Genomic DNA, 14,630 nt, shown 5'->3' on the forward strand with positions numbered 1-14,630 from the left:
CCGTGTGAGCCAGCCGTTTTTTTGAACGGCGTGACGAATTTGTAATTCGCAGGTAATATCAATCCATAGCTAACCATAGATAACGCGCACCATGTCAGAGAAAAAATCCTCAAGCGGCGAAAAACTGCTCTATTGCTCGTTCTGCGGCAAGAGCCAACACGAGGTAAAAAAGCTCATCGCTGGACCATCCGTCTTTATCTGCGATGAGTGTATAGACCTGTGCAATGACATCATTCGCGACGAAGCATCAAGCGTGGAAACCGTAGCCGGTCCACGTACTGATCTGCCTACGCCGCAGGAATTGTGCGAGTTGCTGGATCAATATGTGATCGGACAAAATCCTGCCAAGCGTATTTTGTCGGTTGCGGTCTACAACCACTACAAACGCCTCAAGCATCTCGGCAAGAAAGACGACGTCGAGCTGGCCAAGAGCAATATCCTGCTGGTCGGTCCTACCGGTTCCGGCAAGACTTTGCTGGCACAGACCCTGGCACGTACGCTGGACGTACCGTTTGTGATCGCTGATGCAACCACGCTGACCGAGGCCGGTTACGTTGGTGAAGATGTCGAAAACATCATCCAGAAGCTTTTGCAAAACTGTAACTACGAAGTCGAGCGCGCGCAAAAAGGTATTGTTTACATTGATGAAATCGATAAGATTTCACGCAAGTCGGACAATCCATCGATTACCCGCGACGTATCGGGTGAGGGCGTGCAACAGGCTTTGCTGAAACTGATCGAAGGTACGATGGCATCGGTGCCGCCACAAGGTGGCCGCAAGCATCCGAACCAGGACTTCGTGCAAATCGATACCACCAACATCATGTTCATTTGCGGTGGTGCGTTTGATGGCCTGGCCAAGATCATTTCCGAGCGTTCGGAGAAGAGCGGTATCGGTTTCTCCGCCAGCGTGAAGAGCCGCGAAGAACGTACTGCAAGCCAGGTCATGATGGATACCGAACCTGAAGATTTGATCAAGTTCGGCCTGATTCCTGAGCTGGTTGGTCGTTTGCCGGTAGTGGCTACCCTGCGTGAACTGGATGAAGAAGCGCTGATCCAGATCTTGCTCGAGCCTAAGAATGCGCTGATCAAGCAATATTCGAAACTCTTGCAAATGGAAGGCGCGGAACTGGAAATTCGTCCGGCTGCCTTGCAGGCGATTGCGAAGAAGGCGATTGCGCGCAAAACCGGTGCACGTGGTTTGCGCTCGATTCTGGAGCACGCATTGCTGGACGTCATGTTCGAATTGCCGAATGAGCAAAACGTTGAAAAGGTTGTCATCGATGAAGGCACCATTAACCATGGCGCCAAACCATTGCTGATCTATCACGAGCAACCTAAAGTTTCCGGCGCGAAATAATAAGGATGCCGCCGGAAAACAGTAAAGTTTTGTAAAAATAGGCAGAAATTATCAAAAACGGGCTTTTTTAGCCCGTTTTTCATTTAAAACACAGTACAATTAAAACCAGCAGGGATCATTCAGGCTTCCATAGTAGAGCCACTTCGAAGACAACTTCGCGGGTGGCTTTTTTATTTTTCTGGATGATTTTTGTTGCTGTCCGGGCTTGTGTTTTGGCCGTTAGCGCCAACATCATTAACACGTTTATAGATAAGGCTCGCCATGACGACTACTATTTCCACTGAACAAACCCAACTGCCGCTGTTACCGTTGCGTGATGTTGTTGTCTTCCCGCATATGGTGATCCCTCTGTTCGTCGGTCGTCCTAAATCAATCAAAGCCCTCGAAGCTGCGATGGAGCAAGGCAAGAGCATCATGCTTGCCGCGCAAAAGGCCGCCGCCAAAGACGAACCATCAGCCGACGATATCTACGAAATCGGCTGCGTCGCGAACATCCTGCAAATGTTGAAGCTGCCTGACGGTACGGTCAAAGTACTGGTCGAAGGCGCACAACGTGCACGTATCCATCACATCAGTGAGCTGGATACGCATTTCGTCGCGGATCTGACGCCGATTGAATCCGAAGCGGGCGATGAGTCCGAAGTGGAAGCAATGCGCCGCGCGATCGTGCAACAGTTCGATCAATACGTAAAACTGAACAAAAAAATCCCGCCAGAGATCCTGACTTCGCTGGCAGGTATAGATGATGCCGGCCGCCTGGCTGACACCATCGCTGCGCACTTGCCGCTCAAACTTGAGCAGAAGCAAGTCATCCTCGAAATCTTCAACGTAGCGAAACGCTATGAGCATCTGCTCGGCCAGCTCGAAGGCGAACTCGACATCCTGCAAGTCGAGAAGCGTATCCGTGGTCGCGTCAAACGCCAGATGGAGAAGTCGCAACGCGAATACTATTTGAACGAGCAGGTCAAAGCGATTCAAAAAGAATTGGGCGAAGGTGAAGAGGGCGCAGATCTCGAAGATCTCGAGAAGAAAATTATTGCTGCCAAGATGCCTAAGGAAGCATTGGCCAAGGCTCAGAATGAGTTGAAGAAACTCAAGCTGATGTCGCCGATGTCGGCTGAAGCAACGGTCGTGCGTAACTACATCGACACCTTGCTCGGCTTGCCTTGGAAGAAAAAATCGAAAGTGAACAACGATTTGTCCAATGCTGAAAAAGTATTGGAAGACGATCACTACGGTCTTGAGAAGGTCAAGGAACGCATCCTGGAATATCTTGCCGTGCAACAGCGCGTCGACAAACTGAAAGCACCTATCCTGTGCTTCGTCGGTCCTCCAGGTGTGGGTAAAACCTCGCTCGGTCAATCGATCGCACGCGCCACGAACCGCAAGTTCGTGCGTATGGCTTTGGGTGGCGTACGCGATGAAGCAGAGATCCGCGGTCATCGTCGTACCTACATCGGCTCCATGCCTGGCAAAATTTTGCAAAGCCTGGCCAAAACCGGTGTGCGCAATCCATTGTTCCTGCTCGATGAGATCGACAAACTCGGCATGGACTTCCGTGGCGATCCGTCGTCGGCTTTGCTTGAGGTGCTGGATCCAGAGCAAAACCACACTTTCTCGGATCACTATGTCGAAGTCGATTTCGATTTGTCCGACGTGATGTTTGTTGCGACTTCAAACTCGTACAACATTCCGCCAGCCTTGCTCGATCGTATGGAAGTGATACGTCTGTCGGGTTACACCGAAGATGAAAAAACCAGCATCGCGCAACGTTATCTCTTGCCGAAGCAGATCAAGAACAATGGTCTGAAGGAAGATGAGATCAGCGTCGCTGAATCGGCGATCCGCGACATCATTCGTTACTACACACGTGAAGCGGGTGTGCGTTCGCTGGAACGTGAAATTTCGAAGATCTGCCGCAAGGTCGTGAAAATGTTGCTGCTGAAAAAGCAGGACAGAAAAGTCACGGTCTCGACCAAGAACCTCGACAAATTCCTGGGCGTGCGTCAATTCGATTTCGGTGTCGCCGAAAAAGAAAACCAGGTTGGTCAGGTGGTCGGTCTGGCGTGGACCGAAGTCGGTGGCGATTTGCTCACCATCGAATCGGTTGCAGTGCCAGGCAAGGGCGGGATCATCCGTACCGGTACGCTGGGCGATGTGATGAAGGAATCGATCGAAGCAGCGCGCACGGTAGTGCGTAGCCGCGCGAAGAAACTCGGTATCAAAGCCGACGTCTTCGAGAAGAGCGATATCCATATTCACGTTCCTGAAGGTGCGACACCTAAGGATGGTCCATCGGCTGGTGTAGCGATGACGCTGGCCATGGTCTCGGTGTTCACAGGTATTCCTGTGCGTGCTGATGTGGCGATGACTGGTGAGATTACTTTGCGTGGTGAGGTATTGCCTATCGGTGGCTTGAAAGAGAAACTGCTGGCAGCACATCGCGGTGGTATCAAAACCGTTTTGATACCAGAACAAAACGTGAAGGATCTGGCTGAGATTCCGGACAATGTGAAGAACAAGCTTGAAATCGTACCAGTACGCTGGATCGATAAAGTGCTTGAGATCGCATTGGAACGCGCACCAGTACCATTGACCGATGAAGAGGTCGCAGTGGTTGATACCGCCGTTGCGAAACCTGCTGAGTCGAACGATCCGACTGTCGTCAAGCATTGATGATTTGATGCACTTGCAGATGTAACGCAGAAGTAATTTTGTGTTTTAAAAAAGCGCTCTTCGGAGCGCTTTTTTTTCGCGCTCTCATCAAAAAAAAATATTCTTAGAAGCGCAGAGGATGAATCCTAAACATAAAAAATGTTAATTTTCAGAGGAGAAAAGCTTGCAAAGCGCTTGACACAAGGCTTTGCGGCTTGTTTAATACTTGCTGCAGATTTTTTCTGCGTCCGCATCATCGTTTTAGCAATACTGCGTAAAGCACGAGATGCGGCATTCAACCTTTGTGAGGGGACGTAAGTGAATAAAACTGAATTGATTGACCACATTGCTGGTTCCGCCGATATTTCCAAAGCAGCCGCAGCACGCGCGCTTGATTCAGTGATCGGTGCAGTCAAAACCACATTGAAGAAAAATGGTTCCGTGACCTTGGTTGGTTTCGGTACATTTTCCGTAGGCAAACGTGCAGCCCGCACAGGCAGAAATCCACGTACTGGTGAAGCGATCAAAATCAAAGCAGCTAAAGTGCCTAAATTTAAACCAGGCAAAGCATTGAAAGACGCAGTTAACTAGTAGCAAATTGGTTCAACATGCTGTAAAATATTTTCTTTTGCGGCGTGGTGACAACGCTGTATGTTTGGCTGGTTAAGCAGAATTAGGGTGCTTAGCTCAGTTGGTAGAGCGGCGCCCTTACAAGGCGTAGGTCGGCGGTTCGACCCCGTCAGCACCCACCATCAGTCAAACTCGCAAATAATCATCAAGTAGTTTAGGAGTGGTAGTTCAGCTGGTTAGAATACCGGCCTGTCACGCCGGGGGTCGCGGGTTCGAGTCCCGTCCACTCCGCCAAAAAATAAAAGGCGAACGAGAGTTCGCCTTTTTTCATATATGCGACATATTGATCGCGTTTTGCCTGTGATTGGTTAGCCATGTTTGATTTTATCCGCACACACCAACGTCTGATGCAGTTCCTGCTGCTGCTGGTCATCTTCCCGTCGTTCGCCTTGTTCGGTCTGGAGAGCTACACCAGCATGGGCGATTCATCGACCACCGTGGCCAAGGTAGATGGCCAGGCGATTACGCAACCGGAATGGGATGCGGCACAGCGCGAACAGATGGAACGCTTCCGTCAAATGTTCGGCGGCCAGTTCGATCCGAAAATGTTCGATACACCGCAAGCCAAGCAAGACGTGCTGGATGGCCTGATCGCTGAGCGCGTACTGGCAGCGGAAGCAAAACGCAATAAATTGTCGGTCTCCGACCAGACTCTGCAACAAACCATCATGGGCATCGCTGGCCTCACCACTGCTGATGGCAAGTTTGATGTGGAGCGTTATAAATCCCTGTTGGCAGCGCAAGGCATGACGCCTGCGATGTATGAAGCCAGCCTGCGTCAGGACCTGATCGTGCAGCAAGTGAATGCCGCGATCCAGTCGACCGCATTTGCTCCTGATTCGCTGGCCAAGCGTTTGTCCGAACTGGGCGAGCAGGAACGCGAAGTGCAATACCTGACTTTCAAGGCTGCGGATTACGCGTCGCAAGTCAAGGTAACGGATGACATGCTCAAGGCTTACTACGACAAGAGCAATGAATTCTCGGTGCCGGAACAGGTAAAAGCGGAATATGTCGTCCTGACCGCTGATGCGCTGGCCGCACAAATCAATGTCAGCGATGCTGATGTCAAATCCTATTACGAGCAAAACGCCAAGCAATATGGCGTCGAAGAGCAACGTCGTGCCAGCCACATCCTGATCGCTGCAAACAAGGATGCGCCAGCAGCGGAAAAAGCTGCAGCCAAGGCCAAGGCTGAAAAGCTGCTGGAAACCTTGCGTAAATCGCCGCAGGATTTTGCCAAGCTGGCGAAAGAAAATTCGAATGACCCGGGTTCAGCAGAACGTGGTGGTGATCTCGATTTCTTCAGCAAAGGCATGATGGTCAAACCTTTCGAAGATGCTGCATTCAAACTGAAGCAGGGTGAATTGAGTGATCTGGTTGAGTCGGACTACGGCTTCCACATCATCAAAGTAACTGCGATCAAACCAGCGACACAGAAGCCATTGGAACAAGTCAAAGGTGAGATCGCGAATGACATCCGTAAGCAACTGGTAACCAAGAAGTATGCGGAAACAGCAGACGTCTTCAGCAACACGGTTTACGAGCAATCGGACAGCCTGAAGTCGGTTGCTGACAAGCTGAAACTGAAAATTGAAACAGTCAACAATCTGTCGCGTCAGCCTAATCCGGCGGTGGCAGCGACGGCTCCTTACAATAGCCCTAAATTCCTGAGCGCTTTGTTCTCGGATGACTCGTTGAAAAACAAACGTAATACGGAAGCAGTAGAAGTTGCGCCGAATACGCTGATCGCAGGTCGTGTCGTCGATTACAAACCAGCGAGCAAACGTCCTTACGAAGATGTCAAAACGCAAGTACGTGATCGCGTGGTACAGGTAGAAGCGCTGGCGCTGGCGAAAAAAGCGGGTGAAGAAAAACTGGCCGCATTGAAAGCCAAAGACGATGCAACTGGTTTCTCGGCAACCCAAACCGTTTCGCGTGCGAAGAGCCAGGGCGTGAATCCAGCCTTGTTCCTCGCAGTAATGAAAGCGGATACCAGCAAGCTGCCATCGTATGTTGGGGTTGAAGTGCCGGGTCAGGGTTACGGTGTATTGCGCGTGATACGCGTGGTGCAGCCAGCCAATGTGGACCAAGCCAAGCGCCAGGCTGAGCAACAGCAAATTACTGCTGCTTTGGCACAGGAAGAAATGCAGGCTTATCTGGATGTCCTGAAAGAAAAAGCCAAGGTCAAGATCCTGAAACCAGCGACCGCCAAGGTTGACGGCGCTGAGTAAAAGTCAGATGAATTTACCGGTTTAAAAAAAGCGCTCCTCGGAGCGCTTTTTTATTTGCCTGGCTAGATCTGTGTAAGCCGTATCACATCCGCTGCCGCAACCTGAAATGCCGACTCGGACAAATCAGTCAAACGAATGATTGCGGCGTCTTTGATCCGACTGAAATTGCGCTCTATCGAACGGCTATAAGCCGGATCGTAGTGGTCAGCCAGTAATTCACCCACCAGCACGTCCATTTCTCCATTGGCCGCCAGCTGGTGCCAGCGTGCGATCTTTTCCCGCCCATGTAGCTGCAGCAGGCAACTAAGCTGTTTGTTCAATAGCCCAGGGTCATTCAGGAAGTGCTGGTAATCCTGCATCAAGAGTTGGATGCGCTTGTCGTGTGGTAATTCCAACGAGAAGCACGCTGCTTGGCGCATATGCGTCATCAATGCGTCGGGTACGCGCAAGTCACCGATTTTTTTGCTTTCTGATTCTATGTAGATGACTTTTTGCGCATCGAACTGACGCAGCGTTTGCCAGATGTCAGTTTCAAATTTCTTTTGTGAGGGTTGTTGTTCTGTCGGCAGGTTGCCGAGCACCGAGCCTCTGTGCGCAGCCAGTTTTTCCAGGTCGAGTACTTGCTCTCCTGCATTTGCCAGGGTCTGCAACAAGCGGCTTTTACCGCTGCCGGTCGGTCCGCATATGACATTGAACTGGAAGCGCAATGGTAGTTCGGCCAGCTCTGCATTCACATGACGACGGTATTCCTTGTAGCCACCGTCCAGTTGTACGGCGGGCCAGCCTACGCGTGCCAGTATCAATGCCATTGCACCGCTGCGGTTGCCACCGCGCCAGCAGTAGATGAGTGGCTTCCAGTCTTGCGGCTTGTCGATGAACGCAGTGTCGATATGGTGCGCAATATTGCGCGCGATGAGTGCTGCGCCCAGCTTCTTCGCTTCAAACGCACCGGTTTGTTTGTAGAGAGTGCCGACGCGATGACGTTCGTCGTCGTCCAGCACCGGGCAATTGATGGCGCCTGGTATGTGGTCAAGCGCAAACTCTGCAGGGCTGCGCGCATCGATGATGGCATCGAACTGCTCCAGCGCAGGCAGGAGATCGGCGAAGCGGAGCAGGGCGGGATACTTCTTCATATTTACTTGGGCAGCAGAGGCTTGAGTTGTGGCCAGATGTTGTTGAGTATGATCGGATGCGCTACTGCTGCCGGATGGATGCGGTCAGCCTGGAACAGGCTGGGGTCAGCTTGGTCGGCAACCCCTTTCAACATGAACGGAACAAGTACTGATTTGGTTTCCTTGGCAATCTTGGGAAACAGATCGGCGAATTGACGCGTGTAATCGGTGCCATAGTTGGGCGGGATTTGCATGCCTATCAGTAAGACTTTGGCTTTAGCCTTTTTTGCCGCTGCAACCATGCCGCGTAAATTCTGTTGGGTAGCGGCCAGTGACAAGCCGCGCAACGCATCGTTCGCGCCCAGCTCTATCACCACTACTGCTGGCTGGTGCTTGTCCAGCAGTGCTTGCAGGCGTGCTGCGCCGCCACTAGTGGTTTCACCACTGATGCTGGCATTGACAATAGGTACGCTGATTTTTTCTGCTTCCAGCTTCTTCTGTAACAGGTTGACCCAGCCTTCGCCACGCGCCAGACCATATTCGGCCGACAGGCTGTCACCAAGCACGAGTATGGTTTTTGATGCAGAATAAGCACTCATCGTGAACGAGGCGAGCATGACCAATGCCAGTGCCCTCAGTACATTCCCTACTTGATACGAAAACTTGAAATTAATCGGCATGCCTGAATCCTCTACTTTGTATCCTGCAATTGAAGCTATCAATCTGACTAAACGTGTGGCAGATGCGACCGGTGAGCTGACCATCCTGCAATCGGTTGATTTTACCGTGCAAGCAGGCGACACGCTTGCCATCATAGGTGCGTCGGGTTCCGGCAAGTCTACCTTGCTCGGTTTGCTAGCGGGTCTGGATACACCGTCGGAAGGTACGGTCAAGCTGGATGGCACCGATATCTTTGCGCTGGATGAAGACGGACGGGCCGGTTTGCGCAAGTCTCGACTGGGCTTTGTGTTCCAATCATTTCAATTGCTCGGGCATTTGAATGCGCTGGAAAATGTCATGTTGCCACTGGAACTGCGCGGTGATGCCAAAGCGAAAGAAAAAGCTGAAGCCATGCTGGCGCGGGTCGGCTTGAGCACGCGCCTGAAGCACTATCCGAAGTATTTGTCGGGTGGCGAGCAGCAACGGGTAGCGCTGGCACGTGCCTTCGTCAGTGAGCCGCCATTGCTGTTTGCCGATGAACCGACCGGCAGCCTGGATGCGGCAACGGGTGCTGCAGTGATACAACTCATGTTTGAATTAAATCGCGAACGTGGTTCTACGCTGGTGCTGGTGACGCATGATTCTTCTATCGCAGCCTTGTGCAAACGCACAATCACGATTTCAGCTGGTCGCCTGGTTCAGGCTTAAAAGATCAGCCGCTAACCAATTGGTTTAGTACCGAGCGGATTTCCGGTATCAGTTCACCTGCCGTCAGACCTATCGGGCCGATACCGCGTTTGACCAATTCATCCGCTGCCAGGCCGTGCAAATAAACGGCGGCCAGGGCTGCCTCCCACTCCGGGCAACCTTGCGCCAGCAAGGCGCCGGACAATCCCGCCAACACATCGCCGGAACCCGCAGTCGCCAATGCCGGGTTGCCGGTGGTATTCAGTACCACGGTGCCGTCCGGTGCCGCGATCACGGTACCCGAACCTTTTAAGATTGTCGTTGCCCGGAAGGTGCCTGCCAGTGCGCGCGCCGCAGCGATCCGGTTGCCCTGGATTTGTTGTGTGGTCGTTGCCAGCAAGCGCGCCGCTTCCAGCGGGTGCGGCGTGATGATGGTGGCGGCGCTGCGTGCCAATAATTTTTCCTGCAACGCGGGTTCATGGCCGATCAGGTTGAGTGCATCGGCGTCTATGACCAGCGGGGTATTCGCAATAATGGCTTTGCCCAGGATGTCGCGCGCCAGCCGTGAAGTACCGAGGCCGGGACCGGCAACGGTAGTCGTGGTGCTGTAATCGATATTGCTGGCCAGGCGGCTCATTAGTTCCGCCTGCATGCTGTCGTACAGCAGTGAATCGGCAAGACATGCGATGAAGACGCGTCCCGCACCGCATTTGGCAGCAGCGCGTGCAGCGAGGACGGCCGCGCCTACCATGCCATGCGCACCACCGAGTACGCTGACATCACCGTAGCTGCCTTTATGCGTATTGTGGCGACGTGGCCGCAGGCATTTGGCGAATAGCGCAGGGTGATTCAAATGCATGGATGCAGGAGGGAAGCGTTCGCCTCCAATGTCGAGTGTCGCTACCGTAACAGCTCCGGCAAAGTCACGGCCTTCGCAGGTATGCAATCCTGCTTTATCGGCGATGAAGGTAATCGTGTGCGTCGCCTGTATCGCGATGCCTGCGTCGTCACCGACGATGGCACCCGTGTCGGCATTTAATCCGCTCGGTACGTCGAGCGCTAGTATCGGGCAGCCCAGTTGATTGATGGTGGCGATCAGCTCATGCAACGGACCGTCGATGGCACGGCTCAGGCCGATGCCAAACAAGCCGTCGATGACCATCGCCCAGTCGGTGCTGCTGATTGCTGGGTCATCGCTGGCGATGAAAGTCGCTTTGCTGGCTTTTGCTCTTTGCAGCGCTTGTTGTGCGTCAGCAGGCAGAGTATCGGTAGGGAAGGGTAGCGTGATGAATACTTTGAGTCCGGCATTCATTAACTGGCTGGCCGCTTCCAGTGCATCGCCGCCATTGTTGCCCGGACCTGCCAGGACCAGTACGCGTCTTTCCTTTTCAGTGCTTTGCAGCAGTTCATAGGCGAGCTCACCGGCAGCGGTACCGGCGCGTTGCATCAGTGCATAGGATGGGGAGTTGGCCAGTGCTGCCTGTTCGACCTGGCGTATTTCGTTAACGGTGTAGAGCGCGTGGGTATCGGTCATATCGGCGACTTAATCAAATGAATGCGGGCACAGCGTGCTGATGCATTTGATTTTAGTCCAATTAGACCGGTACTAAAGCGCAGAGGTATCAGGAATAACGCGTAGGGGTCAAACCATCGAGGTCGATATCTGGCGTGCGACCGGAAATGACATCGGCTACTACCTTGCCTGAACCCGCTGCCATCGCCCAGCCCGTGCTGCCATGACCGATGTTGATGTAGACATTCCGTACCCGGCACGCGCCCAGCAATGGCGGGCCATCCGGCAAGGCCAGGCTGCTGCCGGACCAGAATGCGGCTGTGTTGTAGTTGCATGCATCAGGGAACCAGTCATAGCCAACCTTGAGCAGTGTGTTCAAGGCTTTCTGACGCAATTCAGGTGTATGCGATCCGAGCTCTGCCGTGCCAGCTACGCGTATGCGTTTGCCCATGCGTGTGATGGCAACCTTGTAGGCTTCATCCACGACTGCGGCAACTGGTGCTGATTCGAAGTTGCGGATGGTGGCAGTGGCGCAGTAGCTTTTCACCGCACGCAGCGGTAAATGCAGCCCCAATGGTGTCAGCAGCTTGGCGCTGTCTGCGCCGCCAGCAACGACTACGCATTCGGCGGAGAAGCTGTGATCGTCGATTTGCAGGTGTACTCCGCGCTTCGACTCTTCAATCGATTTGACTTCACTACCAAAAAGGAACTCTACGCCCATCGCTTGTGCTTGCGCGCGGATCTGACGTGTGAATAAAGGGCAGTTGCCCGCTTCATCTTCAGGGAAGTAGAGGGCACCAGCCAGTGGTGTATTCGGATTCAGTGCGCAGTCGATGGTGTGCGCCTGGCCAGCATCCAGTTTTTTATGCGGGATATTGTGTTCGCTGAGGTAATCGAAAGCGGTTTGCGCCAGCTGCAGGTCACGTTCGGTGCGGAACAGTTGCAGGTAACCCGGTGTTTGTTCGTAATCCAGCTGGTGGCGTTCGCGCAGCATTTGCATGATGTCACGACTGTAAAACGCGATGCGTTGCATGCGTTCGCGATTGATGCGGTAGCGTTCTACGTCCGCTTCCTTCATCCAGCGCCGCATCCAGCCCAGCATCGAAGGTCGCCACGGCTGGTTCAGCATGAGCGGTGCTTCGGATTTCAACAGATGGGAAAGAAAGGAACGCGGGACGCCTGGTGCGGCCCATGGTGCAATGCTGCTGGCGGCGAGGATGCCGGAGTCGCCGTAGCTGGCTTCTTCTGCCACATTGTTATGGCGTTCGATGACGACTACTTCGTGTCCTGCTTCGGCCAGAAAATAGGCGGTACTTACCCCAATGACACCTGCACCGATAACCGCTACTTGCATTACTTCTATCCTTCCCAGAATTAGCCCGTCATGTTACCAAGCGGATACATTGCTGTGCCAGCAGTAGTGGTGCAAATTTTTGAAAATTAGCAAAAAAGCGTGGCAAAGCGGCTCATATTGGGCCCGGCCAGTACATAGTCGCGAAAAACAAGTCGTTTATTCGTCGTTTACCGATCTCCGGAAAATTGGCTTAAAGCATAAAAAAACCGCACCAACAGGTGCGGTTTTTGTCGCGGCCATGACGCGCCGCCTGGCTAGTCCTGATACGTCAGAACGGTTTGCGCCCACTGATGATGCGCAAGAGAATCAACACAACGGCTATCACCAACAGGATGTGGATGAAACCGCCGATAGTATAGGAACTGACCAAGCCAACCAGCCAAAGAATGACGAGTACTACTGCAATGGTATAGAGCATAGGGTCTCCTTGTGAATTCGAACGATAGATGCGGAGTGATTGCCGCATGTGCTTATGCACCTTCAACCATAGTGTGCGCCGGGTCCGGTAATGTTGTCCGTACGTTATCGTACATAAGGGAAATTTGTTGTTTGCAGGTGTAGGCACGACTGAAATCAACATGCTTTCTTGTTATGCATATGGGACAATCCTTGTCCCTTAAGCCATCGTCTGCTGTGAGTTTGTTGCTCACAGGATTTATTTCCGAGTATCCATATGACTGATAAAAATACAGAAACGGCCGCGCCTGAACACGCCGTCAGTCCGGTCAGGATGCCACTGGAGCCGGTGCCTCCGGCCGGAGTTATCCATTTGCCTGTCAATGCGCGCGGTGTGGCGTTGACGATTATCGCCACCGTGGCCTTTGTCTTTGCCTTGTCGGTGGCGCACGCTTTCTTCATTCCGCTGCTGTTCGGTATCTTTATTGCCTACACGCTGAATCCCCTGGTGGTATGGCTGGAGCGCATCCGCGTGCCGCGTCTGCTGGGTACATCGGTCGTGATTATTGCGATTGTTTTCAGCGCTGCGCTGACAGCCAACAATCTGCGCGACGAATTCAATTCCATTCTGGTCAGCTTGCCGACCGCCACGCAAAAACTGGCGCGCGCGGTCAAGAATCTGCAAAGAGGTCAGGGCAGCACCATCCAGCAAATGCAGGCGGCGGCGACCGAAATTGAAAAGGCGACCAACCAGGCTGCGGGCGGCCGTCCGGTGGTGAAAAGCCCGGTTGAGCAATCCGTATTCAACCTGAGTCAATGGCTATGGGCCAGCTCGATAGGGGTGGTGGGCTTCCTGGGGCAGGCTACGATGGTGATTTTCCTGGTCTTCTTTTTCCTGCAGTCGGGCGATATGTTCCGGCGCAAGCTGGTCAAGATCAGTGGGCGCACCCTGCATACGCGCAAAATTACGGTGCACATACTGGACGCGATTAATACCTCGATCCAGAACTATATGTTCATGCTGCTGGTTACGAATGTCCTGTTCGGCCTGCTGATGTGGGCCGCCTTGCACTGGATAGGGCTGGAAAATGCCGGAGCCTGGGCGCTGGCGGCGGGTGTCCTGCATATCATCCCTTACTTCGGCCCGCTGCTGATCATGGCGGCAACCGGTGTCACCGCCTTTATGCAATTCGGGACTTTTTCGTCTGTACTGGCAGTGAGCGGAGCGACGCTCTTTATCGCCACCGTCGTCGGCACCTTCGTCACTACCTGGATGACGGGGCGCATCGCCAAGATGAATGCGGTCGCGGTCTTTGTCTCGCTGCTGTTCTGGGCCTGGCTGTGGGGTGTATGCGGTTTGCTGCTGGGGATCCCGATTATCGTCATCATCAAGGTCATTTGCGAACATGTGGACGGTTTGCAGGTGATAGCAGAGTTGTTGGGCGAATAATTAAACCTGATAAGCGCCATCTATTCCCGGCACCACATTTCCTGTTTATCGGGAGTATTATTGCTATGGCAATATGACTTCGTATCGGTTGCACTTCGGCCTGTGAGACGGGCCTGGAGCGCTGGGACATCAACCTCAAACAAGGATGGACGATATGCAAAATACTGACGATCTTGGCAAACTGATTTTGCGGGTGGTACTGGGCGGCCTGATCCTGCTGCACGGGATGGCAAAAATCATTGCTGGACCGGCTTTCGTAATCAGTGCAACGACCAGCGCCGGATTGCCGGCAGCAGTGGGCTATCTGGTGTATCTGGGTGAGGTCATCGCTCCCATCCTGCTGATCGTCGGCATCTGGTCGCGGCTGGCGGCATTGATTATTGCCGGTAATATGGTTTTTGCCATTGTGCTGGTGCATACCAAACAGCTGTTTACGCTCAATGAGACAGGTGGCTGGTCGCTGGAATTACAGGGTATGTTCCTGGTGGCGGCACTGGCGCTGGTCTTGCTGGGAGCGGGGCGCTTCAGCATAGGCGGGCGCGGCGGCAGGTGGAATTGACGCTGCAATAAGCCGGGATAGAC

Annotated in this window: 12 protein-coding genes and 2 tRNA genes; 9 read left to right on the forward strand and 5 right to left on the reverse strand. The window is 53.2% G+C overall.

Annotated features, from left to right (window positions below; translation table 11 throughout):
• Positions 1–91: 91 nt before the first annotated feature.
• The 6 genes from clpX (at position 92) to IXC47_RS06395 (ending at position 6,876) form a co-directional block, all read left to right on the forward strand.
• Positions 92–1,360 (forward strand): ATP-dependent Clp protease ATP-binding subunit ClpX, encoded by a 1,269-nt coding sequence (gene clpX, locus IXC47_RS06370; protein WP_124572497.1) that lies wholly within the window; start codon positions 92–94, stop codon positions 1,358–1,360.
• Positions 1,361–1,621: 261 nt separating this feature from the next.
• A complete protein-coding gene (gene lon, locus IXC47_RS06375) occupies positions 1,622–4,036 on the forward strand; it encodes an endopeptidase La (RefSeq protein WP_124572496.1) in 2,415 nt (804 codons plus the stop codon).
• Between the two features lie 297 nt (positions 4,037–4,333).
• Positions 4,334–4,606 carry an HU family DNA-binding protein gene (locus IXC47_RS06380; protein WP_012079389.1) on the forward strand — a complete coding sequence of 91 codons (273 nt, stop codon included), beginning with the start codon at positions 4,334–4,336 and terminating at the stop codon, positions 4,604–4,606.
• Between the two features lie 85 nt (positions 4,607–4,691).
• A tRNA-Val gene (locus IXC47_RS06385) sits at positions 4,692–4,767 on the forward strand.
• 35 nt (positions 4,768–4,802) lie between these two features.
• Positions 4,803–4,879: transfer RNA gene (locus IXC47_RS06390), tRNA-Asp, on the forward strand.
• Positions 4,880–4,959: 80 nt separating this feature from the next.
• Positions 4,960–6,876 (forward strand): SurA N-terminal domain-containing protein, encoded by a 1,917-nt coding sequence (locus IXC47_RS06395; RefSeq protein WP_195875033.1) that lies wholly within the window; start codon positions 4,960–4,962, stop codon positions 6,874–6,876.
• Between the two features lie 62 nt (positions 6,877–6,938).
• Here the strand turns inward: IXC47_RS06395 and mnmH are convergent, their stop codons facing one another.
• Both mnmH and IXC47_RS06405 read right to left on the reverse strand, forming a co-directional pair.
• Positions 6,939–8,009: a tRNA 2-selenouridine(34) synthase MnmH gene (gene mnmH, locus IXC47_RS06400; protein ID WP_195875034.1), complete on the reverse strand. Its 1,071-nt coding sequence runs from the start codon at positions 8,007–8,009 to the stop codon at positions 6,939–6,941.
• Between the two features lie 2 nt (positions 8,010–8,011).
• Positions 8,012–8,668, reverse strand: a complete 657-nt coding sequence (locus IXC47_RS06405; RefSeq protein WP_195875035.1) for an arylesterase — start codon at positions 8,666–8,668, stop codon at positions 8,012–8,014.
• Here IXC47_RS06405 and IXC47_RS06410 point away from each other — a divergent pair.
• Positions 8,667–9,356 carry an ABC transporter ATP-binding protein gene (locus tag IXC47_RS06410; protein ID WP_175626766.1) on the forward strand — a complete coding sequence of 230 codons (690 nt, stop codon included), beginning with the start codon at positions 8,667–8,669 and terminating at the stop codon, positions 9,354–9,356. The two genes, IXC47_RS06405 and IXC47_RS06410, sit on opposite strands and share 2 nt — an antisense overlap.
• Before the next feature lie 4 nt (positions 9,357–9,360).
• On the opposite strand, the gene IXC47_RS06415 is transcribed toward IXC47_RS06410, so the two are convergent.
• The 3 genes from IXC47_RS06415 to IXC47_RS06425 all read right to left on the reverse strand — a co-directional run bounded on the left by IXC47_RS06415 (position 9,361) and on the right by IXC47_RS06425 (position 12,620).
• Positions 9,361–10,869, reverse strand: coding sequence for an NAD(P)H-hydrate dehydratase (locus tag IXC47_RS06415; protein WP_195875036.1), 1,509 nt, complete (start codon positions 10,867–10,869; stop codon positions 9,361–9,363).
• Between the two features lie 88 nt (positions 10,870–10,957).
• Entirely contained in the window at positions 10,958–12,202 is a 1,245-nt protein-coding gene (locus tag IXC47_RS06420; RefSeq protein WP_175626768.1) for a D-amino acid dehydrogenase, read from the reverse strand.
• A 268-nt stretch (positions 12,203–12,470) separates the two neighbouring features.
• Positions 12,471–12,620, reverse strand: coding sequence for a lmo0937 family membrane protein (locus IXC47_RS06425; RefSeq protein WP_124572489.1), 150 nt, complete (start codon positions 12,618–12,620; stop codon positions 12,471–12,473).
• Between the two features lie 255 nt (positions 12,621–12,875).
• Here IXC47_RS06425 and IXC47_RS06430 point away from each other — a divergent pair, with 255 nt between their 5' ends.
• Together IXC47_RS06430 and IXC47_RS06435 are read left to right on the forward strand one after the other, a co-directional pair.
• A complete protein-coding gene (locus IXC47_RS06430) occupies positions 12,876–14,048 on the forward strand; it encodes an AI-2E family transporter (protein ID WP_195875037.1) in 1,173 nt (390 codons plus the stop codon).
• Between the two features lie 154 nt (positions 14,049–14,202).
• Positions 14,203–14,607 carry a DoxX family protein gene (locus IXC47_RS06435; RefSeq protein ID WP_175626770.1) on the forward strand — a complete coding sequence of 135 codons (405 nt, stop codon included), beginning with the start codon at positions 14,203–14,205 and terminating at the stop codon, positions 14,605–14,607.
• The last annotated feature ends 23 nt before the right edge of the window (positions 14,608–14,630 follow it).

The organism is Herminiimonas contaminans, assembly GCF_015645465.1.
GTDB classification, from domain to species: domain Bacteria; phylum Pseudomonadota; class Gammaproteobacteria; order Burkholderiales; family Burkholderiaceae_D; genus Oxalicibacterium; species Oxalicibacterium contaminans.

Excerpts from the sequence above, each read along its gene's own strand:
- IXC47_RS06430 (WP_195875037.1), top strand. The coding sequence starts at position 12,876 with ATGACTGATAAAAATACAGAAACGGCCGCGCCTGAACACGCCGTCAGT.
- lon (WP_124572496.1), top strand. The coding sequence starts at position 1,622 with ATGACGACTACTATTTCCACTGAACAAACCCAACTGCCGCTGTTACCG.
- IXC47_RS06395 (WP_195875033.1), top strand. The coding sequence starts at position 4,960 with ATGTTTGATTTTATCCGCACACACCAACGTCTGATGCAGTTCCTGCTG.
- IXC47_RS06435 (WP_175626770.1), top strand. The coding sequence starts at position 14,203 with ATGCAAAATACTGACGATCTTGGCAAACTGATTTTGCGGGTGGTACTG.
- IXC47_RS06405 (WP_195875035.1), bottom strand. The coding sequence starts at position 8,668 with ATGCCGATTAATTTCAAGTTTTCGTATCAAGTAGGGAATGTACTGAGG.
- IXC47_RS06410 (WP_175626766.1), top strand. The coding sequence starts at position 8,667 with ATGCCTGAATCCTCTACTTTGTATCCTGCAATTGAAGCTATCAATCTG.
- mnmH (WP_195875034.1), bottom strand. The coding sequence starts at position 8,009 with ATGAAGAAGTATCCCGCCCTGCTCCGCTTCGCCGATCTCCTGCCTGCG.
- IXC47_RS06415 (WP_195875036.1), bottom strand. The coding sequence starts at position 10,869 with ATGACCGATACCCACGCGCTCTACACCGTTAACGAAATACGCCAGGTC.
- IXC47_RS06420 (WP_175626768.1), bottom strand. The coding sequence starts at position 12,202 with ATGCAAGTAGCGGTTATCGGTGCAGGTGTCATTGGGGTAAGTACCGCC.
- clpX (WP_124572497.1), top strand. The coding sequence starts at position 92 with ATGTCAGAGAAAAAATCCTCAAGCGGCGAAAAACTGCTCTATTGCTCG.
- IXC47_RS06425 (WP_124572489.1), bottom strand. The coding sequence starts at position 12,620 with ATGCTCTATACCATTGCAGTAGTACTCGTCATTCTTTGGCTGGTTGGC.